This window comes from Pseudoduganella sp. OTU4001 (genome assembly GCF_038440195.1).
GTDB lineage: Bacteria > Pseudomonadota > Gammaproteobacteria > Burkholderiales > Burkholderiaceae_D > Rugamonas.
The window spans coordinates 13,219-32,795 of record NZ_JASATG010000038.1 but is presented as its reverse complement, the minus strand read 5'-3'; the positions used below and the strand labels follow the sequence as shown (position 1 = coordinate 32,795).

The following is a 19,577-nucleotide window of genomic DNA, read 5'->3' as shown; positions in this document are numbered from 1 at the left end:
CTTGTCTCGCTTATTCGATCACTTTTGGCACCAGGTACAGGCCATCTTCAGTCTTCGGCGCCACTTGCTGGTATTCCTCGCGGCGATTCGGCTCGGTGGCCGCGTCTTCACGCAGGCGCAGGGCGACCTGCATGGCATTGGCCAGCGGGTGGGACAGCGGGGCGACGCCCTCGACATCCACAGCCTGCATTTGCTCGGCCAGCGCGAAAATGCCATTCAGCTTGTCCAGCATATCGGCGGAATGGGCTTCGTCCATCTCCAACTGGGCCAGTTTGGCGATGCGGTTAACGTCGTTCAGTGTCAGGGACATGGGATTGTCAGAAAGATAATTTATTGAATTGATTGCCTATCACCAGTTAAATCGCAGCTAACACCGCATATTTCAACGGTTGCATACGCGCACAATAGAGTGGATTTAGGGCAAATATCCTGTAGATTATAAGGTACAATCGCGGGTTAATGCGCTGCTGGTGCTGAATGCCCGCCCGGCTGCATTTGACCGGATACCCCATAAAACGAATTTTGCGCATTGCGCCCTACAGGACACACATGTTTGGTTTTTTACGTCGCTATATTTCGTCTGACCTGGCCATCGACCTGGGCACGGCGAACACCCTGATTTACGTCCGCGGTTCCGGCATCGTGCTGGATGAGCCATCGGTGGTTGCAATCCGCCAGGAAGGCGGCCCGAACGGCAAGAAAACGATCCAGGCCGTTGGTAAAGAAGCAAAACAGATGCTGGGTAAAGTACCTGGCAACATCGAGGCGATCCGCCCGATGAAGGACGGCGTGATCGCCGACTTCACCGTCACCGAGCAGATGCTGAAGCAGTTCATCCGCATGGTGCACGACTCCAAATTCTTCCGCCCATCGCCACGCATCATCATTTGCGTACCGTGCGGTTCGACCCAGGTTGAGCGCCGTGCGATCCGTGAATCGGCACTGGGCGCCGGCGCTTCGCAGGTGTACCTGATCGAAGAGCCGATGGCTGCGGCAATCGGCGCCGGCCTGCCGGTCTCCGACGCAACCGGCTCGATGGTGGTCGACATCGGCGGCGGCACCACCGAGGTGGGCATCATCTCGCTGGGCGGCATGGTGTACAAAGGCTCCGTGCGCGTGGGCGGCGACAAGTTCGACGAAGCGATCGTCAACTACATCCGCCGCAACTACGGCATGCTGATCGGCGAACAGACCGCCGAAGCGATCAAGAAGGCCATCGGCTCCGCCTTCCCTGGCTCCGAAGTCAAGGAAATGGAAGTCAAGGGCCGTAACCTGTCGGAAGGTATCCCGCGCTCGTTCACGATCTCCTCGAATGAGATCCTGGAAGCGCTGACCGACCCGCTGAACAACATCGTCTCCGCCGTCAAGAACGCGCTGGAACAGACCCCGCCGGAACTGGGTGCGGACATCGCCGAAAAAGGCATGATGCTGACCGGCGGCGGCGCGCTGCTGCGCGACCTGGACCGCCTGCTGATGGAAGAAACCGGCCTGCCGGTGCTGGTGGCAGAAGATCCGCTGACCTGCGTGGTGCGCGGCTCCGGCCTGGCGCTGGAGCGCATGGACCAGCTGGGGTCCATCTTCTCCTACGAGTAAGGTTGAACAAAAGGGCAGCGCGAGCTGCCCTTGTTAATTGGAAGACATGGAATACAGTCCACCGCCACTGTTCAAGCAAGGCGCGTCCGCCCGTTTCAAGATGATGGTGTTCGCGTGCATTTCGATTGCGCTGCTGTTGGCCGACTCGCGCATGAACGCGCTGTCGGCAGTGCGGCAGGGCGTCGGCATTGTGCTTTATCCGCTGCAGAAGGTCGCCCTGCTGCCGCGCGATGCGATGTATGGCATGGGGGAGTACTTCTCCACCCTGTCCAAGCTGGAGAAGCAGGTCAGCCTGCTGCAACAGCAGCAGATCGCATCGTCCCAGGCCTTGCAGCAGGCGCAGCTCTACCAGGCTGAGAACAACCAGCTGCGCAAGCTGCTGGATGCGCAGCAGCGCGTGCCGGGCAAATCGCAGCTGGCCGAAATCCTGTACGAAGCGCGCGATGTGTTCACGCGCAAAGTGATCCTGAACCGCGGCACCCAGAATGGCGTGACCACCGGCTTGCCGGTGATCGATAACCAGGGCGTGGTGGGGCAGGTGACGCGCGTGTTCCCGTACACCTCGGAAGTCACGCTGCTGACCGATAAGGAGCAGGCGATTCCGGTGCAGATCCTGCGCAACGGCCTGCGTTCGGTGGCGGTTGGCCGTGGCCAGTCCGGCAACCTGGACCTGCGGTTCATGGCGCCGACTGCCGACGTGGTGGTGGGCGATATCCTGATTACCTCCGGTATCGATGGCGTCTATCCGGCCGGCCTGGCTGTGGCGCGCGTGGTGCAGGTGGAAAGCAATGCTTCCGGCGCCTTTGGCCGCGTGGTGTGCGCGCCGCTGGCCGGCATCGAGCGCAATACCGCGCTGCTGATCCTGATGTCGCTGCCGGATATGCCGCCGCGCCCTCCGGAGGAGGAGCCGGTGACCAAGCCGTCCAAGAAGAAGGCCAAGGAAGCGGCTGAGAAGGCTGCCGCCGCCGCGCCAGCCGCAGCTGCGCCGGCACACGCGCCGCAGGGCGCTGCGCCGGCCGGCATGACGCCGACGCTTAGCACGCCGCCGGCTGCGCCGGCACCGAAGGAGGCGACCCGATGAACCGTCCACAATACATCCTGCTGCCCGTCAGCCCGCTGTTCATCGCCTTCAGCCTGTTTTGCGCCGTGCTGCTCAATATGCTGCCCTGGGGCCGCTTTATCGCCGCGCCGGACTTCGTGGCGCTGACCCTGGTGTTCTGGGGCGTGCACCAGCCGCGCAAGGTCGGCATCGGCACCGCCTTCTGCCTCGGCCTGCTGATGGACGTGCACGACGCCTCGCTGCTGGGCGAGAACGCGTTGTCGTACACGCTGCTGTCCTACTTCGCCATCATGCTGCACCGCCGGATCCTGTGGTTCCGCGTCAGCACGCAGATCCTGCACGTGCTGCCGCTGCTGCTACTGGCGCAAACCGTGCAGATGCTGGTGCGCTTCATGGTGGCCGGCAAATTCCCCGGCTGGTTCTTCTTCATCGAAAGCCTGGTAGCCGCGCTGCTGTGGCCACTGGCCACCATGCTGTTGCTGGCGCCGCAGCGCCGCGCCGTGGATAAAGACCACACCCGCCCGATCTGAGCATGACCGAGTTTAAGAATACAGAGCAAGACCTGCACCGCTTCCGGGTGCGACTGTCCGTGTTGGGCGGACTGGTGTTCTTCTGCTTCTCGCTGCTGCTGGCGCGTTTCATCTGGCTGCAGGTGATCAAGCACAGCGACTACATCGCCAAGGCCGAAGACAACCGCATCGCCGTGGTGCCGATCGTGCCGAACCGGGGCCTGATCCTGGACCGCAACGGCGTGGTGCTGGCGCGGAACTACTCGGCCATCACGCTGGAGATCACGCCGTCCAAACTAGCGCAGCCGCTGGAAGAGGTGATCGACGAACTGGCCAAGCTGGTGGCGATCGAGCCGAAAGACCGCCGCCGCTTCAAGAAGCTGATGGAGGAATCCAAGAGCTTCACCAGCATCCCGCTGCGCAGCCGCCTGACTGATGAAGAGGTGGCGCGCTTCGCGGCCCAACGCTTCCGCTTCCCGGGCGTGGATATCCAGGCCCGCCTGTTCCGCCAGTACCCGCTGGGTGAGGTGGCCTCGCACGTGATCGGCTACATCGGCCGCATCAACCAGGCCGAAGCCAAGGCGTTGGAAGGCACCGAATACGAAGCCAATTACAACGGCACCGAACATATCGGCAAGGAAGGCCTGGAAAAGAGCTACGAACGCCAGCTGCACGGCATTACCGGCTACGAGGAAGTGGAGAAGACCGCCGGCGGCCGCGCCATCCGCACGTTGTCGCGCACTCCCGCCACGCCGGGCTCCAACCTGATCCTGTCGATCGATATCGAACTGCAGAAAATCGCCGAGGAGGCTTTCGGCGAATACCGTGGCGCGCTGGTGGCGATCGAGCCGACCACCGGCGACGTGCTGGCCTATGTCTCGCGCCCCGGTTATGACCCCAACCTGTTCGTGGACGGCATCGACTCGCAAAGCTGGAACGAGCTCAATACCTCGCTCGACAAGCCGCTGATGAACCGCCCGCTGTCCGGCACCTACGCGCCCGGCTCCACCTTCAAGCCTTTCATGGCGCTGGCGGCGCTGGAAACCGGCAAGCGCACCACCAGCCAGGCGATCCACGACCCGGGTTTCTTCTACCTCGGCTCGCACAAGTTCCGCGACGACGTGGTCGGCGGCCACGGCACGGTGGATATGCGCAAGTCGATCGTGGTGTCCTGCAATACCTACTACTACATCCTGGGCCGCGACATGGGGATCGATCTGATCCACGACTTCATGAAGCCTTTCGGTTTCGGCCAGCTGACCGGCATCGACCTGGAAAACGAGAAGAAGGGCGTGCTGCCGTCGCAGGAATGGAAGCGCTCGCGTTTCAAGAAGAACCCGCAGGCCGGCAAGTGGGTTGGCGGCGACACGATTTCCGTCTCCAACGGCTCCGGCTACAACAACTACACGCCGCTGCAGGTGGCGCACGCGGTGGCCAACCTGGCCAATAACGGCGTGGTGATGAAGCCGCACCTGGTCAAGATCATCGAAGACGGCGGCACGCGCAAGCGCGCGCTGACCGTGCCGAAGGAAAGCTACCGCATCCCGCTCAAGCAGGAAAACATCGACTTCATCAAGGAGGCGATGGTGGGCGTGACCACTGAACCGGGCGCCACCGGCTACCGCGCTTTCCTCAACGCTGGCTATACCGTGGGTGGCAAGACCGGTACCGCGCAGGTGGTGGCGATCAAGGCCAACGAGAAGTACAACGCCGCCAAGATCGACGAGCGCCTGCGCGACAACGCCTGGTTCACCGCCTTCGCACCGGCCGACAAGCCCAAGATCGTGCTGGCGCTGATTGTGGAGAACGCCGGTTTCGGCGGCACGTCGGCAGCCCCGATCGCGCGTAAAGTGCTGGACTATTGGCTGCTGGGCAAGCGCCCGACCGAAAAAGAAACGACCAAGGTGCCGAAGGAAGACGCGGTCACCGTTCCGCTGGAAGACCTGCCGGCGGAAGACGTGGAAGCCGCCGCCGAACGCCGCGCGCAGCAGCAGGGCGATGCGGGCCAGCCGGCACCGCAGGCGCCAGCACCCGCGCCCGCCCCGGCGGACCAGAAGCCGCCGGCGGCACCGCCGCGCAAGAGAGATTAAGGAGGCAGCATGCCTATCAATGAAAGGCGTTCACTGTGGCGGCGCATGCGCCCCTATGTGACCGTGTTTGACGCACCGCTGATGCTGGTCATCGTGTTGCTGTTGTCGACCAGCCTGGTCGCGCTGTATTCGGCCAGTATCGGCATTCCCGGCAAGATTGAGGACCAGCTGCGCAATATCGCCATGTCCTTCTTCGTGATGTGGGTGGTGGCGAACATCTCGCCGCAGAACATGATGCGCATTGCGCTGCCGGCCTATGTGGTGACGGTGTCGCTGCTGGTGGCGGTGGCGCTGTTCGGCACCATCAAGCTGGGCGCGCGACGCTGGCTGAACCTGGGCTTCGCGCAGATCCAGCCGTCTGAATTCGCCAAGATCGCGGTGCCGCTGATGCTGGCCTGGTACTTCCAGCAGCGCCACGGCCAGTTGCGCTGGACCGCCTACGCACTGGGCGCCGCATTGCTGATGGTGCCGGTGTTCCTGATCGCCCGCCAGCCCGACCTCGGCACGGCGCTGCTGGTGGTGGCGGCCGGCGCCTGCGTGATCTTCCTGGCCGGCCTGTCCTGGAAAGCCATCGTGGCGCTGGGTGCGGTGGGCGCGGCCTGCCTGCCGGTCGCCTGGTCGATGATGCACGACTATCAGCGCGAACGCATCATGACGCTGATCGACCCGACTTCCGACCCGCTGGGCAAGGGCTTCCACATCCTGCAGTCGACCATTGCCATCGGCTCGGGCGGCATTACCGGCAAGGGCTGGACGCAAGGCACCCAGGCCCACCTGGAATTCATCCCAGAACGCACCACCGACTTTATCTTCGCCGTGTATTCGGAGGAGTTCGGCCTGATCGGCAACCTGATCCTGATGGTGCTTTACCTGATGCTGATCGGGCGCGGCCTGATGATCGCCTCCGGCGCACCGAACCTGTTCACGCGCTTGCTGGCCGGCGCCATTACCATGATTTTTTTCACCTATGCCTTCGTCAATATGGGCATGGTGAGCGGCATCCTGCCGGTGGTTGGCGTACCGCTGCCGTTCATGAGCTATGGCGGCACGGCGCTGCTGACCCTGGGCCTGGCGTCCGGCATCCTGATGTCGATCCAGCGCCATAGAAAGCTGGTGCAGACATGATGCGCGCATTCCGCCTGCTGCCGCTGGCCGCCGCCGCAATGCTGGCCGCCTGCGGCACCACGAGCACGACGAGCGATTCCCCGCAGCGCACGCCGCCGGCGCCGATCACCAGCAAGCCGCAGCCGGGCATCCCCGTGCTGCCGGCCGCCGGTTCGGGGCGCGGCGCCTATTACCAGGATGACGGCCCGGGCGAGAATCCGCCACCGGGACTGCTAGAGACGCCGGATGCGGAGGTGCGCAACGATCCGCTGCGGCCAGGCTCCAACAAACCCTACGTAGTGTTCGGCAAGACCTACACGCCGATCGCGCTCGGTTCGGACTTCAAGCAGCGCGGCATGGGCACCTGGTACGGCAAGAAATTCCACGGCCAGCGCACCTCGTCCGGTGAGCTGTACGATATGTACAAGATGACAGCGGCGCATCCGACGCTGCCGATCCCGTCCTACGCGCGGGTGACCAATATCGGCAATGGCAACTCGGTAGTGGTGCGCATCAACGACCGCGGCCCGTTTCATTCCTCGCGCATTATCGACGTGTCCTACACGGCGGCGCTCAAGCTTGGCCTGCTCGTGAACGGCAGCAGCCAGCTGGAAGTGGTACACCTGCCGCCAGCCGAAATCGACCGCATGATCGCTGCCCGCAAGTCAGGTGCCATGCCCAAGGCCGCGCCGATGCTGGTTTCCTCCGACGGCGACAGCCGGGCGCGCGCGACGCTGGCAGGCGGCGCACCGGCGCCTGGCTTCTACCTGCAACTGGGTTCCTACACGCGTGCCGACGGCGCGGACGGACTGCGCAAGCGCCTGGAATCGACCGACGCCGGCCTCACGCTGGACGTTGAGCAAGCCGGCAAGTTCTACCGCCTGTTCGCGGGTCCCTACGCCACGCGCGAAGAGGCGCAGGCAGCGGGCAAAGCGCTGCCATCAAGCCTGAAGCTGAAGCCGATCGTTATCGAACGTTAGTGCAGGAACGGGTTTCCTGCTCAGGGAATTTGGCGACGATCTTGTCGATGCGGGACTTGGTTTCCTCGCTGATGTCGCGGAACTGGTAGATCAGCTGCTTGCTGCCGGTGTAGCGCGGCGCCACGCGGGCGCTTTGCACGCCCTGCTTGTTCAATGCCGCCAGCTGCGCCTGGGCTGCCGCTTCGGTGCGGAATACGCCCAGCGAAATCCCCCAGCGCAGAGGCGAGCTGTCATTCAACACGAAGAAGTTGTTCACGCCCAGGTTGCGCAACTCGTCCGCCTTCTTCTCGGCGGCGGCGCGGCTGCCTTGCGGCGGGATATGCACGATGTAGCTCGAAACTTCCTGGCCCGGCAAGTTGCGGCGCTGCTGGCGGTCGCCCAGTTCCAGCGGCGCCAGGCGGTCTTCAAATTTGCGCGCCTCGGCCAGCAGGAAGTTGCCCGCTTCCAGGCAGGCGATGGCCGCAGGCTCGTCGCGCGGCACCGGCGGTGGCGGCGCGATGGCGGCGGCAGCCGCTTCGGCCTTGCTCGCGTTGATCAGCTGCAGCTTGTCGACGTTCTGCTGCTTCTGCAGGCGCGCCGGTTCGTGCTCATTGCCGCTGAACTGGCCGAGGTAGCCCTTACCGTACGCGAACAGCGCGGCATTGGCGGCAACGAGCAGGGCGAAGATCAATTTCAGCACGGGTACTCCATCCGGGTCAGGCGCTGCGCAGTACGGCGTGCAGGCCAATCATTACAATATTTTCGACATGGCGGTGCGGTACGGGGACCGCTGGCGCGATATACGGCGCGGCGCCGCCGGAAATAATACATTCTACGGCCTGGTGCAGCTCAAATGCGCGTTCGACCGCACCGGCTTGCGCGGCCAGGCAGCCAGTCAGGATGGCGTCATCGGTGTTGTTGGCGAAGCCTTCCGGCAGCTTGCCCGGCTTGATCTGCGGCAGCTGGGCGGTGTTTTTCGCCAGGCTGCTGGCCATCAGGCCCAGGCCGGGCAGGATCATGCCGCCCAGGAAGGTGCCGTCGGCCGTGATGGCATCGATGGTGGTCGCGGTGCCGCAGTTGGCCACCACGATAGCCTTGCCCGGCGCCAGCGCGTGCGCGCCAATGGCCGCCGCAAACCGGTCGCACCCAAGCTGCGCAGGATTACGGTAGGCGTTGCGCACGCCCGCGCGCAGTGGCACCGAGGCGAACCATTCGATGGCTTGCGGCGAGATGCCCAGCTGCGGCGCCGCCAGCCAGCCCGCCAACATGTCGCGCACCGCCTGCCCCGCCACATTGGCGATCAGCACCCGCCCAATCGCGCCCACCGCCGAGCCCGTGTCCCCCATGGGGTCACACCCCAGACGGGACACGGCCTCAGCCAGCGCGGGGGGGAGGTCGGCGGCGTCGGCGTGCATGTGGGCGCCTTGGGCGTGCCAGTCGCCGAGGGCGGCGCCGGGGGCGGCGAGGGCCCATTTGATGCGGGTGTTGCCGGCGTCGATCAGCAGGTCGTAATTCATGGTGCGAGCCTCAGCGAAACATCACCCGACAGCACGGCGACACGGCCGGCCGGGGTGTCGAGCAGCAGGCGGCCCTGGTCGTCGACGCCGGCAGCCAGGCCTTCCTGCTGGACTTCGCCCTGGTCCAGCAGCCGCACCGGCTGGCCGCGCCAGGCTTGCAGCGCATTCCAGCGTTCGGTGAAGGCGGCGAAGCCGGTGTCGTCGAATTCGGCCAGCACCGCGCACAGGCGGCTAAGCAGCTGCGCCAGCAAGGTGTTGCGGTCCATCTGCGCCAGCCAGGGCGCGGAAGATACTTCGCGTCCGATGGCGGCTTCCAGTTCGTCCGGCATCAGCAGATTCATGCCGCAGCCGATCACCGCCCAGATCGCGCCGTCCGGGGCGGACTGGGTCTCGACCAGGATGCCGGCCAGTTTGGCGCCGTCTTTCAGTACATCGTTCGGCCATTTCAGCTGCACTGGCACGCCAAGGCCGGCCAGGGTTTCGGCAACCGCCACGCCGACAGCCAGCGGCAAGCCGACCATGCGATGCAGCGGCGCGCGGAACGGCCACGCAACCGAGAAGGTCAGCGAAGCGCCTGGCGCCGACAGCCAGCTGCGGCCTGCGCGGCCACGGCCGGCGGTTTGCAGCTCGGCGACGCGCAGCACCGGGCCGCGCAGCATCGGACCACGTGGCCCGGCAGCGGAAGGCACACGTGCCAGCAGGTCGGCGTTGGTCGAGCCGGTTTCGGCCACGACTTCGATGGCGACATGCGAAGCGCTGGCCGCAACCTGCGCGTGAATGGCCTCGGCGGCGAGGGGAGATGCGTTCATTGCGAACCCTTGCGCGCCTTGTGCGGCGCCTTGGCGAAAGCCATGTCGTACAGCCAGTTCGGCAGCATCCGCAGCATGCGTGCGAGCACGCCCATCTGCCACGGGATCACGCGGTAGCTGGCGCCGCGCTCAATGCTGCGCGCGGCAGAGGCCGCGAAATCGGCGGGCGGCATCAGGAACGGCATGGCGTACTTGTTCTTCTGCGTCATCGGCGTATCGATATAGCCCGGCGCGATGGTCACCACCTTGACCCCGCTGCCGCGCAATTCAACCCGCAGCGATTCGCAGTAGGTACGTACCGCCGCCTTCGACGCGCTGTAAGCGCCGCCGCCCGGCAGACCGCGCACGCCCGCCACGCTGCCGATACCGACCAGGCGCGCCGGCGTGCCCTGCGCGCGCATGGCGGCCACGAAGGGCGCAAAGGTCGCGACGGTAGCCGTGACATTGGTAGCGATAATGGATGCAAACACCGGCAAGTCGTCCGCCTGTTCGGTGATGGTGCCGTGGGAAATGCCCGCGCTGGCGATGACGATATCGCAGCCGCCGGCATAAGCCAGGAACGATTCAGCCGCCGCGCGCACTGCAGCGTGGTCGGTCACGTCGGCCGGATAGGCGCGGTGCAGCCCAGGATTGGGCAAGGAGGCGACCAGCGCCGCAAGGGAATCGCCGCGGCGCGCCAGCAGGCCAAGCGTGCAGCCTTGGGCTGCGTAATACGCCGCCAAAGCCGCGCCGATGCCGCTGGAAGCGCCGGTGATGAAGACGCGCTTCAAGGCTTACTTCTTCTCCGCCTTGGCTTTGGCGACCAGGAAGTCCAGCACCTGCAGCGCATTGGCATGCAGTCCCGCCTCATCGTCCGGCAAAGGATTGACGCGCTTATTCGCTTCGGCAGGGGAGGTCATGTACTTGCCATCGACGAACAGCATCGGCCAGTAATCGACCCGGTAATCGCCCATCATGCGGTCAGCGCGGCGCACCATGGCCGCCACACCCATGCCGTTATAGGTTTCCGCGAATTTGTTCTTGTCGATGCCGCGGCTGGCGGCCCAGTCGATCACCGCCGCATCACTGCGCAGCGGGTTGTTATCGACGTGCATGGCGTCGAACACCTTCTGGTGGTTCTGTTCCAGCAGTCCCAGGGCCGACAGCGAGAAGAACAGCTTTTGCTGCGGCAGCACGTTGGGCCCTTTGCTCACGTGTACGCGCTTGAAGACGATATTGTCGCCCTGTTTTTTGACCCAGGCCGCCAGCGCCGGTTCCAGCGCGTAGCAGTGAGGGCAGTAATAGGCGAAGAACTCGATGACCTCCACCTTCTTGCCGGTGTCGGTCTTCTGCGGTTCGATCAGCACGACGTATTCTTCACCGGCAGCCGGTGCGGCGGGCGATGCGCCGGCGCCGATTGCAAAGCTGCACATGGCCGCAGCCAGGATCTGCTTGAAGAGTTTCATCGTGCTGCCCCTTTATTTCTGGTTGCGGACGACGGCGACGTCGATACCGTTCTCGGACAGCTTGGCGCGCACCTTGTTCATGGCTTCCACCTGGGTGAAAGGACCCATGCGCACGCGGTGCAGCACGCCGGCATCGGTGCTGCGGTCGGACACGCTGGCCTCAAAGCCCAGCAGGGCCAGTTTGGCGCGGGTGTTTTCCGCATCGGCAGCTTCGCGGAAGGCGCCGGCCTGCAGGTAGTACACGAACTTCTCTTCGCCCGGCAGCGCTGGCGTTGGCGCCGCCGCTTGCGCCGGCGGTGCGGCGCTGTTGACTGGCGGCGGGGCGGCAGGGGAGGTGGCGGCCGGCGCCGGGGCTGGTGCCGCCGGCTTGGCCGGAGCATGGCCTTGCGACTGGATGGTATCCACCACCTTCTGCAGTTCGTCGGCCGGCGGCGGCTTCACCGCATCGCGTTCGAACTCGCTGTTGGCCTTGCGCACGGCGTCCTTGCTGCCGTACATCGGCTTGTTCGGATCGGCGATCTGGCCGGATGCTTCATCGGCCGGCTTGCCGTTCTTGCCCGGGCTGCGCTCGGAGAACGGGGACTGGCCCTTGGTGATCATCAGCGCGACCACGACCGCGATGACCAGGCCGATAACCAGGCCGATGACGATGCCAACCAGGGTGTTGCCTTGTTGCGAACGCAAGCTGCGCAGGGAGCGAAATGCCATGTGGTCCTTACATCCTTACATTTGGTTAGGAGCGGATACGCCGATCAGCGCCAGGCCGTTGCGCAGCACCTGGCGGGTGGCGACCATCAGCGCCACGCGGGCCAGCTTGGTGGCTTCGTCTTCCACCAGTACTTTTTCGGCGAAGTAGAACGAGTGCAGCGCTGCAGCCAGGTCGCGCAGGTAGAAGGCTACCTGGTGCGGGCCCAGTTCGGCCTGGGCGCGGGCCAGTACTTCAGGGTACTGGGCCAGTGCGGCCAGCAGGGTGGCTTCGGTCGGCGCGGTCAGCGGCGACAGGTCGACGTTGGCCACGGTGGCTTCGTCGCCGCCCCAGTTTTCCAGCATGCGGCAGATACGCGCGTGGGCGTACTGCACGTAGTAGACCGGGTTTTCGTCCGAGGTCTTGAGCGCGACGTCGACGTCGAACACGAATTCGGTGTCGGCTTTACGCGAGATCAGGAAGAAGCGCACTGCGTCGCGGCCCTTGGTGATGTCGCCGCCGCCGGACCATTCGATCAGGTCGCGCACGGTGACGTAGGAGCCGGCGCGCTTGGAGATCTTCACCTCGGCGCCGTCTTTCATGACGGTGACCATCTTGTGCAGCACGTAGTCAGGGAAGCCTTGCGGGATGCCCAGGCCGACGGCTTGCAGGCCGGCGCGTACGCGGGCGATGGTGCCGTGGTGGTCGGAGCCCTGCACGTTGATGGCCTGGGTGAAGCCGCGCTGGAACTTGACGATGTGGTAGGCGACGTCCGGCACGAAGTAGGTGTAGCCGCCGTCGGTCTTGCGCATCACGCGGTCCTTGTCGTCGCCGTAGTCGGTAGTGCGCAGCCACAGGGCGCCGCCGTCTTCGTAGGTGTGGCCGTTGGCGACCAGCGCTTCCACGGCTTTCTCCACCTTGCCGTCGGAGTACAGCGAGGATTCCAGGTAGTAGTTGTCGAACTTGACGCCGAAGGCTTGCAGGTCGATGTCCTGCTCGTTGCGCAGGTAGGTCACTGCGAAGGCGCGGATGTTTTCGATGTCTTCCACGTCGCCCGAACCGGTGACCGGCTGGCCGTCGGAGGCGGACACGGTCTTTTTGGCCAGGAAGTCGGCGGCGATGTCGGCGATGTAGTCGCCGTTGTAGGCCGATTCAGGCCATTCGGCGTCGCCCGGCTTGAAGCCTTTGGCGCGGCACTGGACCGAGGTGGCCAGGGTCTGGATCTGCACGCCGGCGTCGTTGTAGTAGAACTCGCGGGTGACCTTGGCGCCTTGCGCTTCGAACAGGGAGGACAGGGCGTCGCCCAGGGCCGCCTGGCGGCCGTGGCCTACGTGCAGCGGGCCGGTCGGGTTGGCGGAGACGAATTCGATGATGACGTTCTTGCCGGCCAGCGCTTCGCTCTGGCCGAAGGCGGCGCCTTGCTGCAGCACGGTCTTCACGACGGACTGCTTGGCGGCGTCGGTCACGCGCAGGTTGATGAAGCCTGGGCCGGCGATTTCCGCGGCGGCCACCAGCTGCTTGCCGGCTGGGTTTTCCTGCAGGGCGGTGACGATCTTTTGCGCCAGTTCGCGCGGGTTCATTTTCAGCTGCTTGGCCAGCTGCATGGCGATATTGCAGGCCACGTCGCCGTGGCTGGCGTCGCGTGGGCGTTCCAGCACTACGTTGGCTTTAACGTCGGAACCTTCCAGGATAGGGTTCAGGGCGGCCTGGAACAGGGAAATGATCTCTTGCTTTTGTTGGGCGAGCATGTGGATGGCTGGGCGGCGCTTGGCCTGCCTCTATATAAACGTCTGAAAGTGGGACATTATACTTGTTTGCCAGAGCGGGTAAATCGGGTCAAAACAAGGGGTTACGGGTGCCATCCCGGTTACAATCGTGGTTTTCACAGATTTTCCGCGAATAGACGGCCTCCCCGGCCGCTCCGCCGGCTGGCGGGCGCGATGACAGGATTGCAATGACTAAGAAAGAGCGCCCAACTTTATCCCTCAAACCTTCGGCGAAACCGGCGAAACCGGCTGCGCCGGCTGGCAAGGCGCCTCGTACGGGCGGGGAGGGTGCCAAGGGTGGCGCACGCGCTGCCGGCCCACGCCAGGGAGGCGAGGGTGGCTTCGGCCCGCGCGGCGACCGCGAATTGCGCGGCGAGGGTGGCCAGCGTGGCTTCGGGCGTCGGGAAGGCGCCGAGTTCCGCAATGATTCGCGTTCGGAGCACGGCAAGCGCGGCGACCGCGATACTCGCGGTGAGGGCGCCGCTTCCGGCTCGCCTTGGGGCGCGCGCAAGCCCGCGGCATCCGGGGCAGGCGCGCCATCGCGCGCTCCTGCAGGCAAGCCAGCCGTGCGCGAAAGCCACCACCGCGACCTGAAACCGCGGGTCCAGACCGATTTCAAGGCAGACCTGAAACAGGACTCCCTGGCATTTGCCATGCTGGGCGCCGCCAGCGCCGTGGTGCAAGTCCAGCAAGGCGTAGCGCTGCCGCAAGCGTTGGCTGGCATTTTTGCTAACAACAACGCCACCCCGCAAGCCCGCGGCGCAATCCAGGACATCAGCTACCGCGCCATGCGCCAGCTGGCCCTGAGCGAGATGCTGATCAGCTTCATGGCGGAAAAAGCGCCGGACCCGATGGTGGCAGCCCTGCTGTCGGTGGCGCTGCCGCTGATCGTGCCAGCCGACGGCAGCCCAGCACCATACGAAGCCTTCACCGTGGTCGACCAGGCAGTCACCGCCGCAGGTTCCCACCCGGACACCGCGCGCGCGAAAAACATGGTCAACGCCCTGCTGCGCCGCTTCCTGCGCGAGAAAGACGTGCTGATGGAAGAAGCGCTGGAGCATCCAGAGGCCAAATACAACTACCCGCAATGGTGGATCGACGCCGTCATCACCGCCTATCCAAAACAATGGCAGGAGCTGCTGGCCGCCGGCAATGAAGCCCCGCCATTGACCCTGCGCGTCAACGTGCGCCGCACCAGCGCGCAGGACTACCTGGCGCGCCTGGCCGCGGAAGGCATTGAAGCGCAGCAGATCGGCCCATCCGCGATCCGCCTGGCCAAGCCGGTCCCGGTCCAGCAAATCCCAGGCTTCGCAGAAGGCGACGTCTCGGTGCAGGACGCCGGCGCCCAGCTGGCAGCCCCGCTGCTGGATGTACAAAATGGCATGCGCGTGCTCGACGCCTGCGCCGCCCCCGGCGGCAAGACCTGCCACATCCTGGAACTGGCCGATGTCAATTTGACAGCGCTGGACGCCGATCCAAAGCGCCTGCAACGCGTGCAGGAAAACCTGGACCGCCTGCAATTGCAGGCAACCCTGCAGCCCGCTGAAGCGCAAACCGACGCCTGGTGGGACGGCCAGCAGTACGACCGTATCCTGGCCGACGTGCCCTGCACCGCCTCCGGCATCGTGCGCCGCCACCCGGATATCCGCTGGCTGCGCCGCAAGAGCGACACCCGTCAACTTGCAACACTTTCGTCGCAAATTCTCGACAATCTTTGGAAAATGCTCGCCCCCGGTGGTAAATTGCTGTTCGTGACATGTTCGTTGTGGCCGCAGGAGTCCGAGGCGCAGGCGGCCGCTTTCGCGGTGCGCAACCGCGCCACCCGCCTCGATGCACCCGGCCAATTGCTGCCTTTGGGCGGCGCCGAGCAGGATCACGATGGATTGTTCTACGCATTGTTCCGGAAAGATGCGTGACCCTTTGACGAGCACCAGGCAAGTGATCCAAAGATTTTTTCGACTCCTTTGCTGGCAGTTGCTGTTAACGCTTGCGTGTGCGTTGCCGCACGCCGCCCGTGCCTCCGATGAATCGGTGGAGATCACGCGCGCCTATATCGAAGCGGCGGAAGAGGGCTACCGCCTGTCCGCCAACTATTCCTTTGAGCTGAGCCACGGCCTGGAAGACGCCGTGCAGTCCGGCGTCTCGCTGCACTTCACCACTGAAATCAGCTTCACCCGCCCGCGCTGGTACTGGTTCGACGAAAAAGCCGTCACCGCCAAGCGCACCCACAAACTGTGGTACGACGTGCTGACCCGCCAGTACCACGTCAAGATCATCGGCTCGGTGGCGCAGCCTTTCGCCACGCTGGACGAAGCACTGTTTTTCATCCGCCGTCCTACCCGCTGGGTAGTGGCACCGCGCGGCGCCCTGGAGGTGGGCAAAACGTATAACGTGACCCTGCGCATGGGCATGGACAAGGATTACCTGCCCAAGCCGATCCAGGTGAATGCCTTCAACAACAGCGAGTGGCGCCTGGCGTCCAACAAAAAAACCTTCCAGTACAGGGCTGAGTAAGTGAAGTCTGCCCTCAGGTACCTGTTTGTCGTCGCCGGCGCGATTTGCAGCATCCTGCTGTTCCTGCTGGCCTCCGCGTCCGACAACTCCGGCTTCTTCGACCGCTATTACGGCTGGCTGCTTGGCCTGAACGCCTCCGTCGCGGTGGCGCTGGTGCTGCTGGTCGGCGTGTCCCTGTTCCGTCTTTATTCGCGCTACAAGAGCGGCAAGTTCGGCTCCAAGCTGATGACAAGGCTGGTGGTGCTGTTTGCCGCCATCGGCGTGCTGCCCGGGCTGGTGATCTTCCTGGTGTCGGTGCAGTTCGTGTCGCACTCCATCGATTCCTGGTTCAACGTCCGGGTCGAGGAGGCGCTGGACGCGGGCCTGGACCTGGGCCGCTCCGCGCTGGACGAATCGCTGGCCGAACTGGAAGCCCAGGCGCGCGGCACCGTGCGCCAGCTGGCGGAAGACCCGTTCTATGCCGCCCCGGCCACGCTGGCGCGCTTCGTGCGCCGCCACCCCGGCACGCAGAGCGCCATCATTGTCGACGCCGACGGCGGCCTGATTGTTTCCGCCATGGGCGAGCGCCGCGTCAACCTGTCGGCCGACCTGCCAAGCGCCGCCATGCTGAACAAGGCCAAGGAAGACCCTTCCTATGCCGCCTACGAAGGCGGCGGCGAGCTGCGCGACGACCGCGTCGGCGCGCCGCCGCCGGCGCCGCCGGACGCCAACAGCGTGCTGCGCCTGCGCGTGCTGATGGCCATTCCCGATCCGGTGCAGCCGTCCGGCGCGCACCTGGCGCCGCGCTACCTGCAGATCATCCAGGCCGTGCCGCAGAAGCTGGCCAGCAACGGCGAAATGCTGCGCACCGCCTTCTCCGAATACAAGGAGCGCTACGTGGCGCGCCAGGGCCTGCGCAAGATGTACACCGAGACGCTGACCCTGACCCTGCTGCTGGCGGTGTTCGGCGCGATTGCCGCCGCCTTCCTGATCGCGAACGACCTGGCGCAGCCGCTGCTGCTGCTGGCCGAAGGTACCCGCGCCGTGGCAGAGGGCGACCTGTCGCCGCGCCCGATCGTCGCCAGCTCGGACGAACTGGGCACGCTGACCCAATCCTTCAACACCATGACGCGCCAGCTGTCCGAAGCGCGCAGCGCGGTGGAGCGCAACCGCATCGCGCTGCAGAACGCCAAGGCCCACCTGGAATCGGTGCTGGCGAACATGTCGGCGGGGGTGATGGTGCTCGACTCCGAATTCCGCCTGGTCACCTGCAACGACTCGGTCGAGCGCATCCTGCAGCACGCCGGCGTGACCCTGATCGGCCAGCCGCTGGCCCAGGTCGAAGGCATGCAGGAATTCGCCGCCGCCATCATCAACGCCTTCTCGGCGCAGAGCGCGCAGACCGCCGCCGGCCGCAACGTGGCGCGCCTGCACTGGCAGCGCCAGATCGAGATCCCGCGCCCGCCCGGCAGTGCCGACGAAAATGAACTGATCCTGCTGACGCGCGGCTCGCGCCTGCCGCTGGAAACCGGCGCCGGCTACATCGTCGTGTTCGACGATATCACCGACGTGATCTCAGCCCAGCGCTCGATCGCCTGGGGCGAAGTAGCGCGCCGCCTGGCCCACGAAATCAAGAACCCGCTGACGCCTATCCAGCTGTCGGCGGAACGCCTGCAAATGAAGCTTGAATCCAAGCTGTCCGGCCCCGATGTGGAATTGCTCAACAAAGCCTCCACCACCATCGTCAACCAGGTCTCCGCCATGAAACGCATGGTGGACGACTTCCGCGATTACGCCCGCACCCCGCCTGCCGTGCTGCAGCCGCTGGACCTGAACTCGCTGGTCGAGGAGATCCTGCACCTGTACATCAGCGGGGAGGGCAACGACATCATCCACGCCCACCTGGCGCCGGCCCTGCCCATGGTGATGGGCGACGAGACCCAATTGCGCCAGGTGATCCACAACCTGCTGCAAAATGCGCAGGACGCGCTGCAGGAGCATCCGCCTGCCGACGCCGAGCCGCGCATCGACGTGGTCACGGAGGGCATCATCTACCAGAGCGCGGACGGCGGCACCCGTATTGCGGTGCGCCTTTCGATCTCGGACAATGGCCCCGGCTTCATGCCTAAAATCCTGGCAAACGCCTTTGAACCGTACGTGACTTCGAAGGCGAAGGGCACCGGTTTGGGCCTGGCGATGGTGAAAAAAATTATCGAGGAACACGGGGGCAGGATCGATATCCAGAACCGTGACGATAGAAGTGGTGCCTCGGTGCTAATTTTGCTGTTAAAGTTGGCGCCGGTGTAGTTGGCATAATATTGTTGAACTAATAAAATCAATGTCGCGCCGACAGGTATAGAATGCCTGCGTAGAAAGCGATAAAAAAGAGGGAAGGGGCAAGGGATACATGGCAAACATTCTGGTAGTAGATGATGAAATGGGCATCCGGGAGTTGCTCTCGGAAATCCTGGGCGACGAAGGCCACGCGGTCACGCTGGCGGAAAACGCCCAGCAGGCACGCCAGGCACGTGCCGCCGGGGCGCCCGACCTGGTCTTGCTCGACATCTGGATGCCCGACACGGACGGCGTTACGCTGCTGAAGGAATGGCAGCGCGATGGCTTGCTGACCATGCCGGTGATCATGATGTCCGGCCACGCCACCATCGATACCGCGGTGGAGGCAACGCGCATCGGCGCTCTGAACTTCCTGGAGAAGCCGATTGCGATGCAAAAGCTGCTGAAGGCGGTGCAGGCTGGCCTGAGCCGCGCCCAGGAAGCCGTGCGCGCGCCGGTGATGGCGGCGCGTCCGGTAATGCCGGCGCCGGCCGAGGAAAGCAGCGGCTTTGGCCAGGCGCAGGTGGCGCAGCAGCCGGTGACCCATAACCTGGGCATGGCGCGTGCGGTCAATGGCGACAACCCGATCTTCAACCTGTCGTTCGACCTGCCGCTGCGCGAAGCGCGCGACGCGTTCGAGCGCATGTACTTCGAACACCACCTGGGCCGCGAAGGCGGCAGCATGACCCGCGTGGCCGAGAAGACCGGGCTGGAACGCACCCACCTGTACCGCAAGCTGAAACAACTGGGCGTGGAGCCCGGCAAGCTGTCCAAGAAGAACCAGGCTTGACCCCGACCACGCTGGTAACAGGAGCAACGGCCGCGGCGCGTGAGAACGCGATCGCGGCCGTTTTGTCGCCTGGCGTTCCCACGGCCATCATCCTGGAAGGTTTGGCCGACGGCAATTCCCCTTTGGTGTATGATGAAAGTGACCCTCCGGCATGGCAGCCGCAGGTGCTGCGCATCGCTCCCGGCTGCCTATGCTGCGCCGGTAACCTGGTTTTGCGTGTTACATTGAATCGTCTCTTGCGCCGTCCCCCGGCGCAGCTCTTTATCAGCCTGGCGGACGCCACCCATGTCGACCGCCTGCGCGCCATGCTTGCCGCGGCTCCTTACGACGCCCTGCTGCGCCTGGAGCCCGAACTGGCCGTATGAACTGGCCGCTTGAATTCGGCGGACCACAGCCCCATCTCGGTTTGGTAACGGAACTGTG

19 protein-coding genes are annotated in these 19,577 nt (G+C 64.7%); 11 read left to right on the top strand and 8 right to left on the bottom strand.

The window, feature by feature from the left end:
• Positions 1-10 precede the first annotated feature (10 nt).
• Positions 11-310, bottom strand: coding sequence for an Asp-tRNA(Asn)/Glu-tRNA(Gln) amidotransferase subunit GatC (gene gatC / locus AAHE99_RS23495; protein ID WP_342119879.1), 300 nt, complete (start codon positions 308-310; stop codon positions 11-13).
• 239 nt (positions 311-549) lie between these two features.
• Between gatC and AAHE99_RS23490 the strand changes: the two genes are divergently transcribed.
• The 6 genes from AAHE99_RS23490 to AAHE99_RS23465 are packed head-to-tail and all read left to right on the top strand — an operon-like array spanning position 550 to position 7,336.
• The gene (locus AAHE99_RS23490; RefSeq protein WP_028102363.1) at positions 550-1,593 is read left to right on the top strand and encodes a rod shape-determining protein; all 1,044 of its coding nucleotides are present in this window, start codon (positions 550-552) and stop codon (positions 1,591-1,593) included.
• Positions 1,594-1,639: 46 nt separating this feature from the next.
• Positions 1,640-2,674: a rod shape-determining protein MreC gene (gene mreC / locus AAHE99_RS23485; RefSeq protein WP_342119874.1), complete on the top strand. Its 1,035-nt coding sequence runs from the start codon at positions 1,640-1,642 to the stop codon at positions 2,672-2,674.
• The gene (mreD, locus tag AAHE99_RS23480) at positions 2,671-3,183 is read left to right on the top strand and encodes a rod shape-determining protein MreD (RefSeq protein WP_342119873.1); all 513 of its coding nucleotides are present in this window, start codon (positions 2,671-2,673) and stop codon (positions 3,181-3,183) included. The genes mreC and mreD overlap by 4 nt, the downstream gene beginning before the upstream one ends.
• A gap of 2 nt (positions 3,184-3,185) precedes the next feature.
• A complete protein-coding gene (gene mrdA / locus AAHE99_RS23475; protein ID WP_342119871.1) occupies positions 3,186-5,252 on the top strand; it encodes a penicillin-binding protein 2 in 2,067 nt (688 codons plus the stop codon).
• 9 nt (positions 5,253-5,261) lie between these two features.
• The gene (gene rodA / locus AAHE99_RS23470) at positions 5,262-6,377 is read left to right on the top strand and encodes a rod shape-determining protein RodA (RefSeq protein ID WP_342119870.1); all 1,116 of its coding nucleotides are present in this window, start codon (positions 5,262-5,264) and stop codon (positions 6,375-6,377) included.
• The gene (locus AAHE99_RS23465; protein WP_342119868.1) at positions 6,374-7,336 is read left to right on the top strand and encodes a septal ring lytic transglycosylase RlpA family protein; all 963 of its coding nucleotides are present in this window, start codon (positions 6,374-6,376) and stop codon (positions 7,334-7,336) included. The genes rodA and AAHE99_RS23465 overlap by 4 nt, the downstream gene beginning before the upstream one ends.
• On the opposite strand, the gene AAHE99_RS23460 is transcribed toward AAHE99_RS23465, so the two are convergent.
• Genes AAHE99_RS23460 through argS form a run of 7 tightly spaced genes read right to left on the bottom strand, consistent with a single transcriptional unit; the run spans position 7,323 to position 13,519 of the window.
• The gene (locus AAHE99_RS23460; protein WP_342119865.1) at positions 7,323-8,015 is read right to left on the bottom strand and encodes an SPOR domain-containing protein; all 693 of its coding nucleotides are present in this window, start codon (positions 8,013-8,015) and stop codon (positions 7,323-7,325) included. The two genes, AAHE99_RS23465 and AAHE99_RS23460, sit on opposite strands and share 14 nt — an antisense overlap.
• A gap of 16 nt (positions 8,016-8,031) precedes the next feature.
• Positions 8,032-8,832 carry a type III pantothenate kinase gene (locus tag AAHE99_RS23455; RefSeq protein WP_342119862.1) on the bottom strand — a complete coding sequence of 267 codons (801 nt, stop codon included), beginning with the start codon at positions 8,830-8,832 and terminating at the stop codon, positions 8,032-8,034.
• Positions 8,829-9,641 (bottom strand): biotin--[acetyl-CoA-carboxylase] ligase, encoded by an 813-nt coding sequence (locus AAHE99_RS23450; protein ID WP_342119860.1) that lies wholly within the window; start codon positions 9,639-9,641, stop codon positions 8,829-8,831. The genes AAHE99_RS23455 and AAHE99_RS23450 overlap by 4 nt, the downstream gene beginning before the upstream one ends.
• A complete protein-coding gene (locus AAHE99_RS23445; RefSeq protein ID WP_342119858.1) occupies positions 9,638-10,411 on the bottom strand; it encodes an SDR family oxidoreductase in 774 nt (257 codons plus the stop codon). Before AAHE99_RS23445 ends, AAHE99_RS23450 begins: the two co-directional genes overlap by 4 nt.
• Before the next feature lie 3 nt (positions 10,412-10,414).
• Positions 10,415-11,086, bottom strand: coding sequence for a thiol:disulfide interchange protein DsbA/DsbL (locus tag AAHE99_RS23440; protein ID WP_342119856.1), 672 nt, complete (start codon positions 11,084-11,086; stop codon positions 10,415-10,417).
• Positions 11,087-11,098: 12 nt separating this feature from the next.
• Positions 11,099-11,794: an SPOR domain-containing protein gene (locus AAHE99_RS23435; RefSeq protein ID WP_342119854.1), complete on the bottom strand. Its 696-nt coding sequence runs from the start codon at positions 11,792-11,794 to the stop codon at positions 11,099-11,101.
• Positions 11,795-11,809: 15 nt separating this feature from the next.
• On the bottom strand, positions 11,810-13,519 hold the full coding sequence (gene argS, locus AAHE99_RS23430; RefSeq protein ID WP_342119851.1) for an arginine--tRNA ligase: 1,710 nt from the start codon (positions 13,517-13,519) through the stop codon (positions 11,810-11,812).
• A gap of 206 nt (positions 13,520-13,725) precedes the next feature.
• Between argS and rsmB the strand changes: the two genes are divergently transcribed.
• The 5 genes from rsmB to AAHE99_RS23405 all read left to right on the top strand — a co-directional run bounded on the left by rsmB (position 13,726) and on the right by AAHE99_RS23405 (position 19,519).
• Positions 13,726-15,453 carry a 16S rRNA (cytosine(967)-C(5))-methyltransferase RsmB gene (rsmB, locus tag AAHE99_RS23425; RefSeq protein ID WP_446728952.1) on the top strand — a complete coding sequence of 576 codons (1,728 nt, stop codon included), beginning with the start codon at positions 13,726-13,728 and terminating at the stop codon, positions 15,451-15,453.
• Positions 15,454-15,535: 82 nt separating this feature from the next.
• Positions 15,536-16,051, top strand: a complete 516-nt coding sequence (locus AAHE99_RS23420) for a DUF4390 domain-containing protein (protein ID WP_342119850.1) — start codon at positions 15,536-15,538, stop codon at positions 16,049-16,051.
• Positions 16,052-18,337 carry a sensor histidine kinase gene (locus AAHE99_RS23415; RefSeq protein ID WP_342119848.1) on the top strand — a complete coding sequence of 762 codons (2,286 nt, stop codon included), beginning with the start codon at positions 16,052-16,054 and terminating at the stop codon, positions 18,335-18,337.
• Positions 18,338-18,437: 100 nt separating this feature from the next.
• Entirely contained in the window at positions 18,438-19,154 is a 717-nt protein-coding gene (locus AAHE99_RS23410) for a response regulator (protein WP_342119845.1), read from the top strand.
• The gene (locus AAHE99_RS23405) at positions 19,151-19,519 is read left to right on the top strand and encodes a GTPase (protein WP_342119843.1); all 369 of its coding nucleotides are present in this window, start codon (positions 19,151-19,153) and stop codon (positions 19,517-19,519) included. The genes AAHE99_RS23410 and AAHE99_RS23405 overlap by 4 nt, the downstream gene beginning before the upstream one ends.
• Positions 19,520-19,577 lie beyond the last annotated feature (58 nt).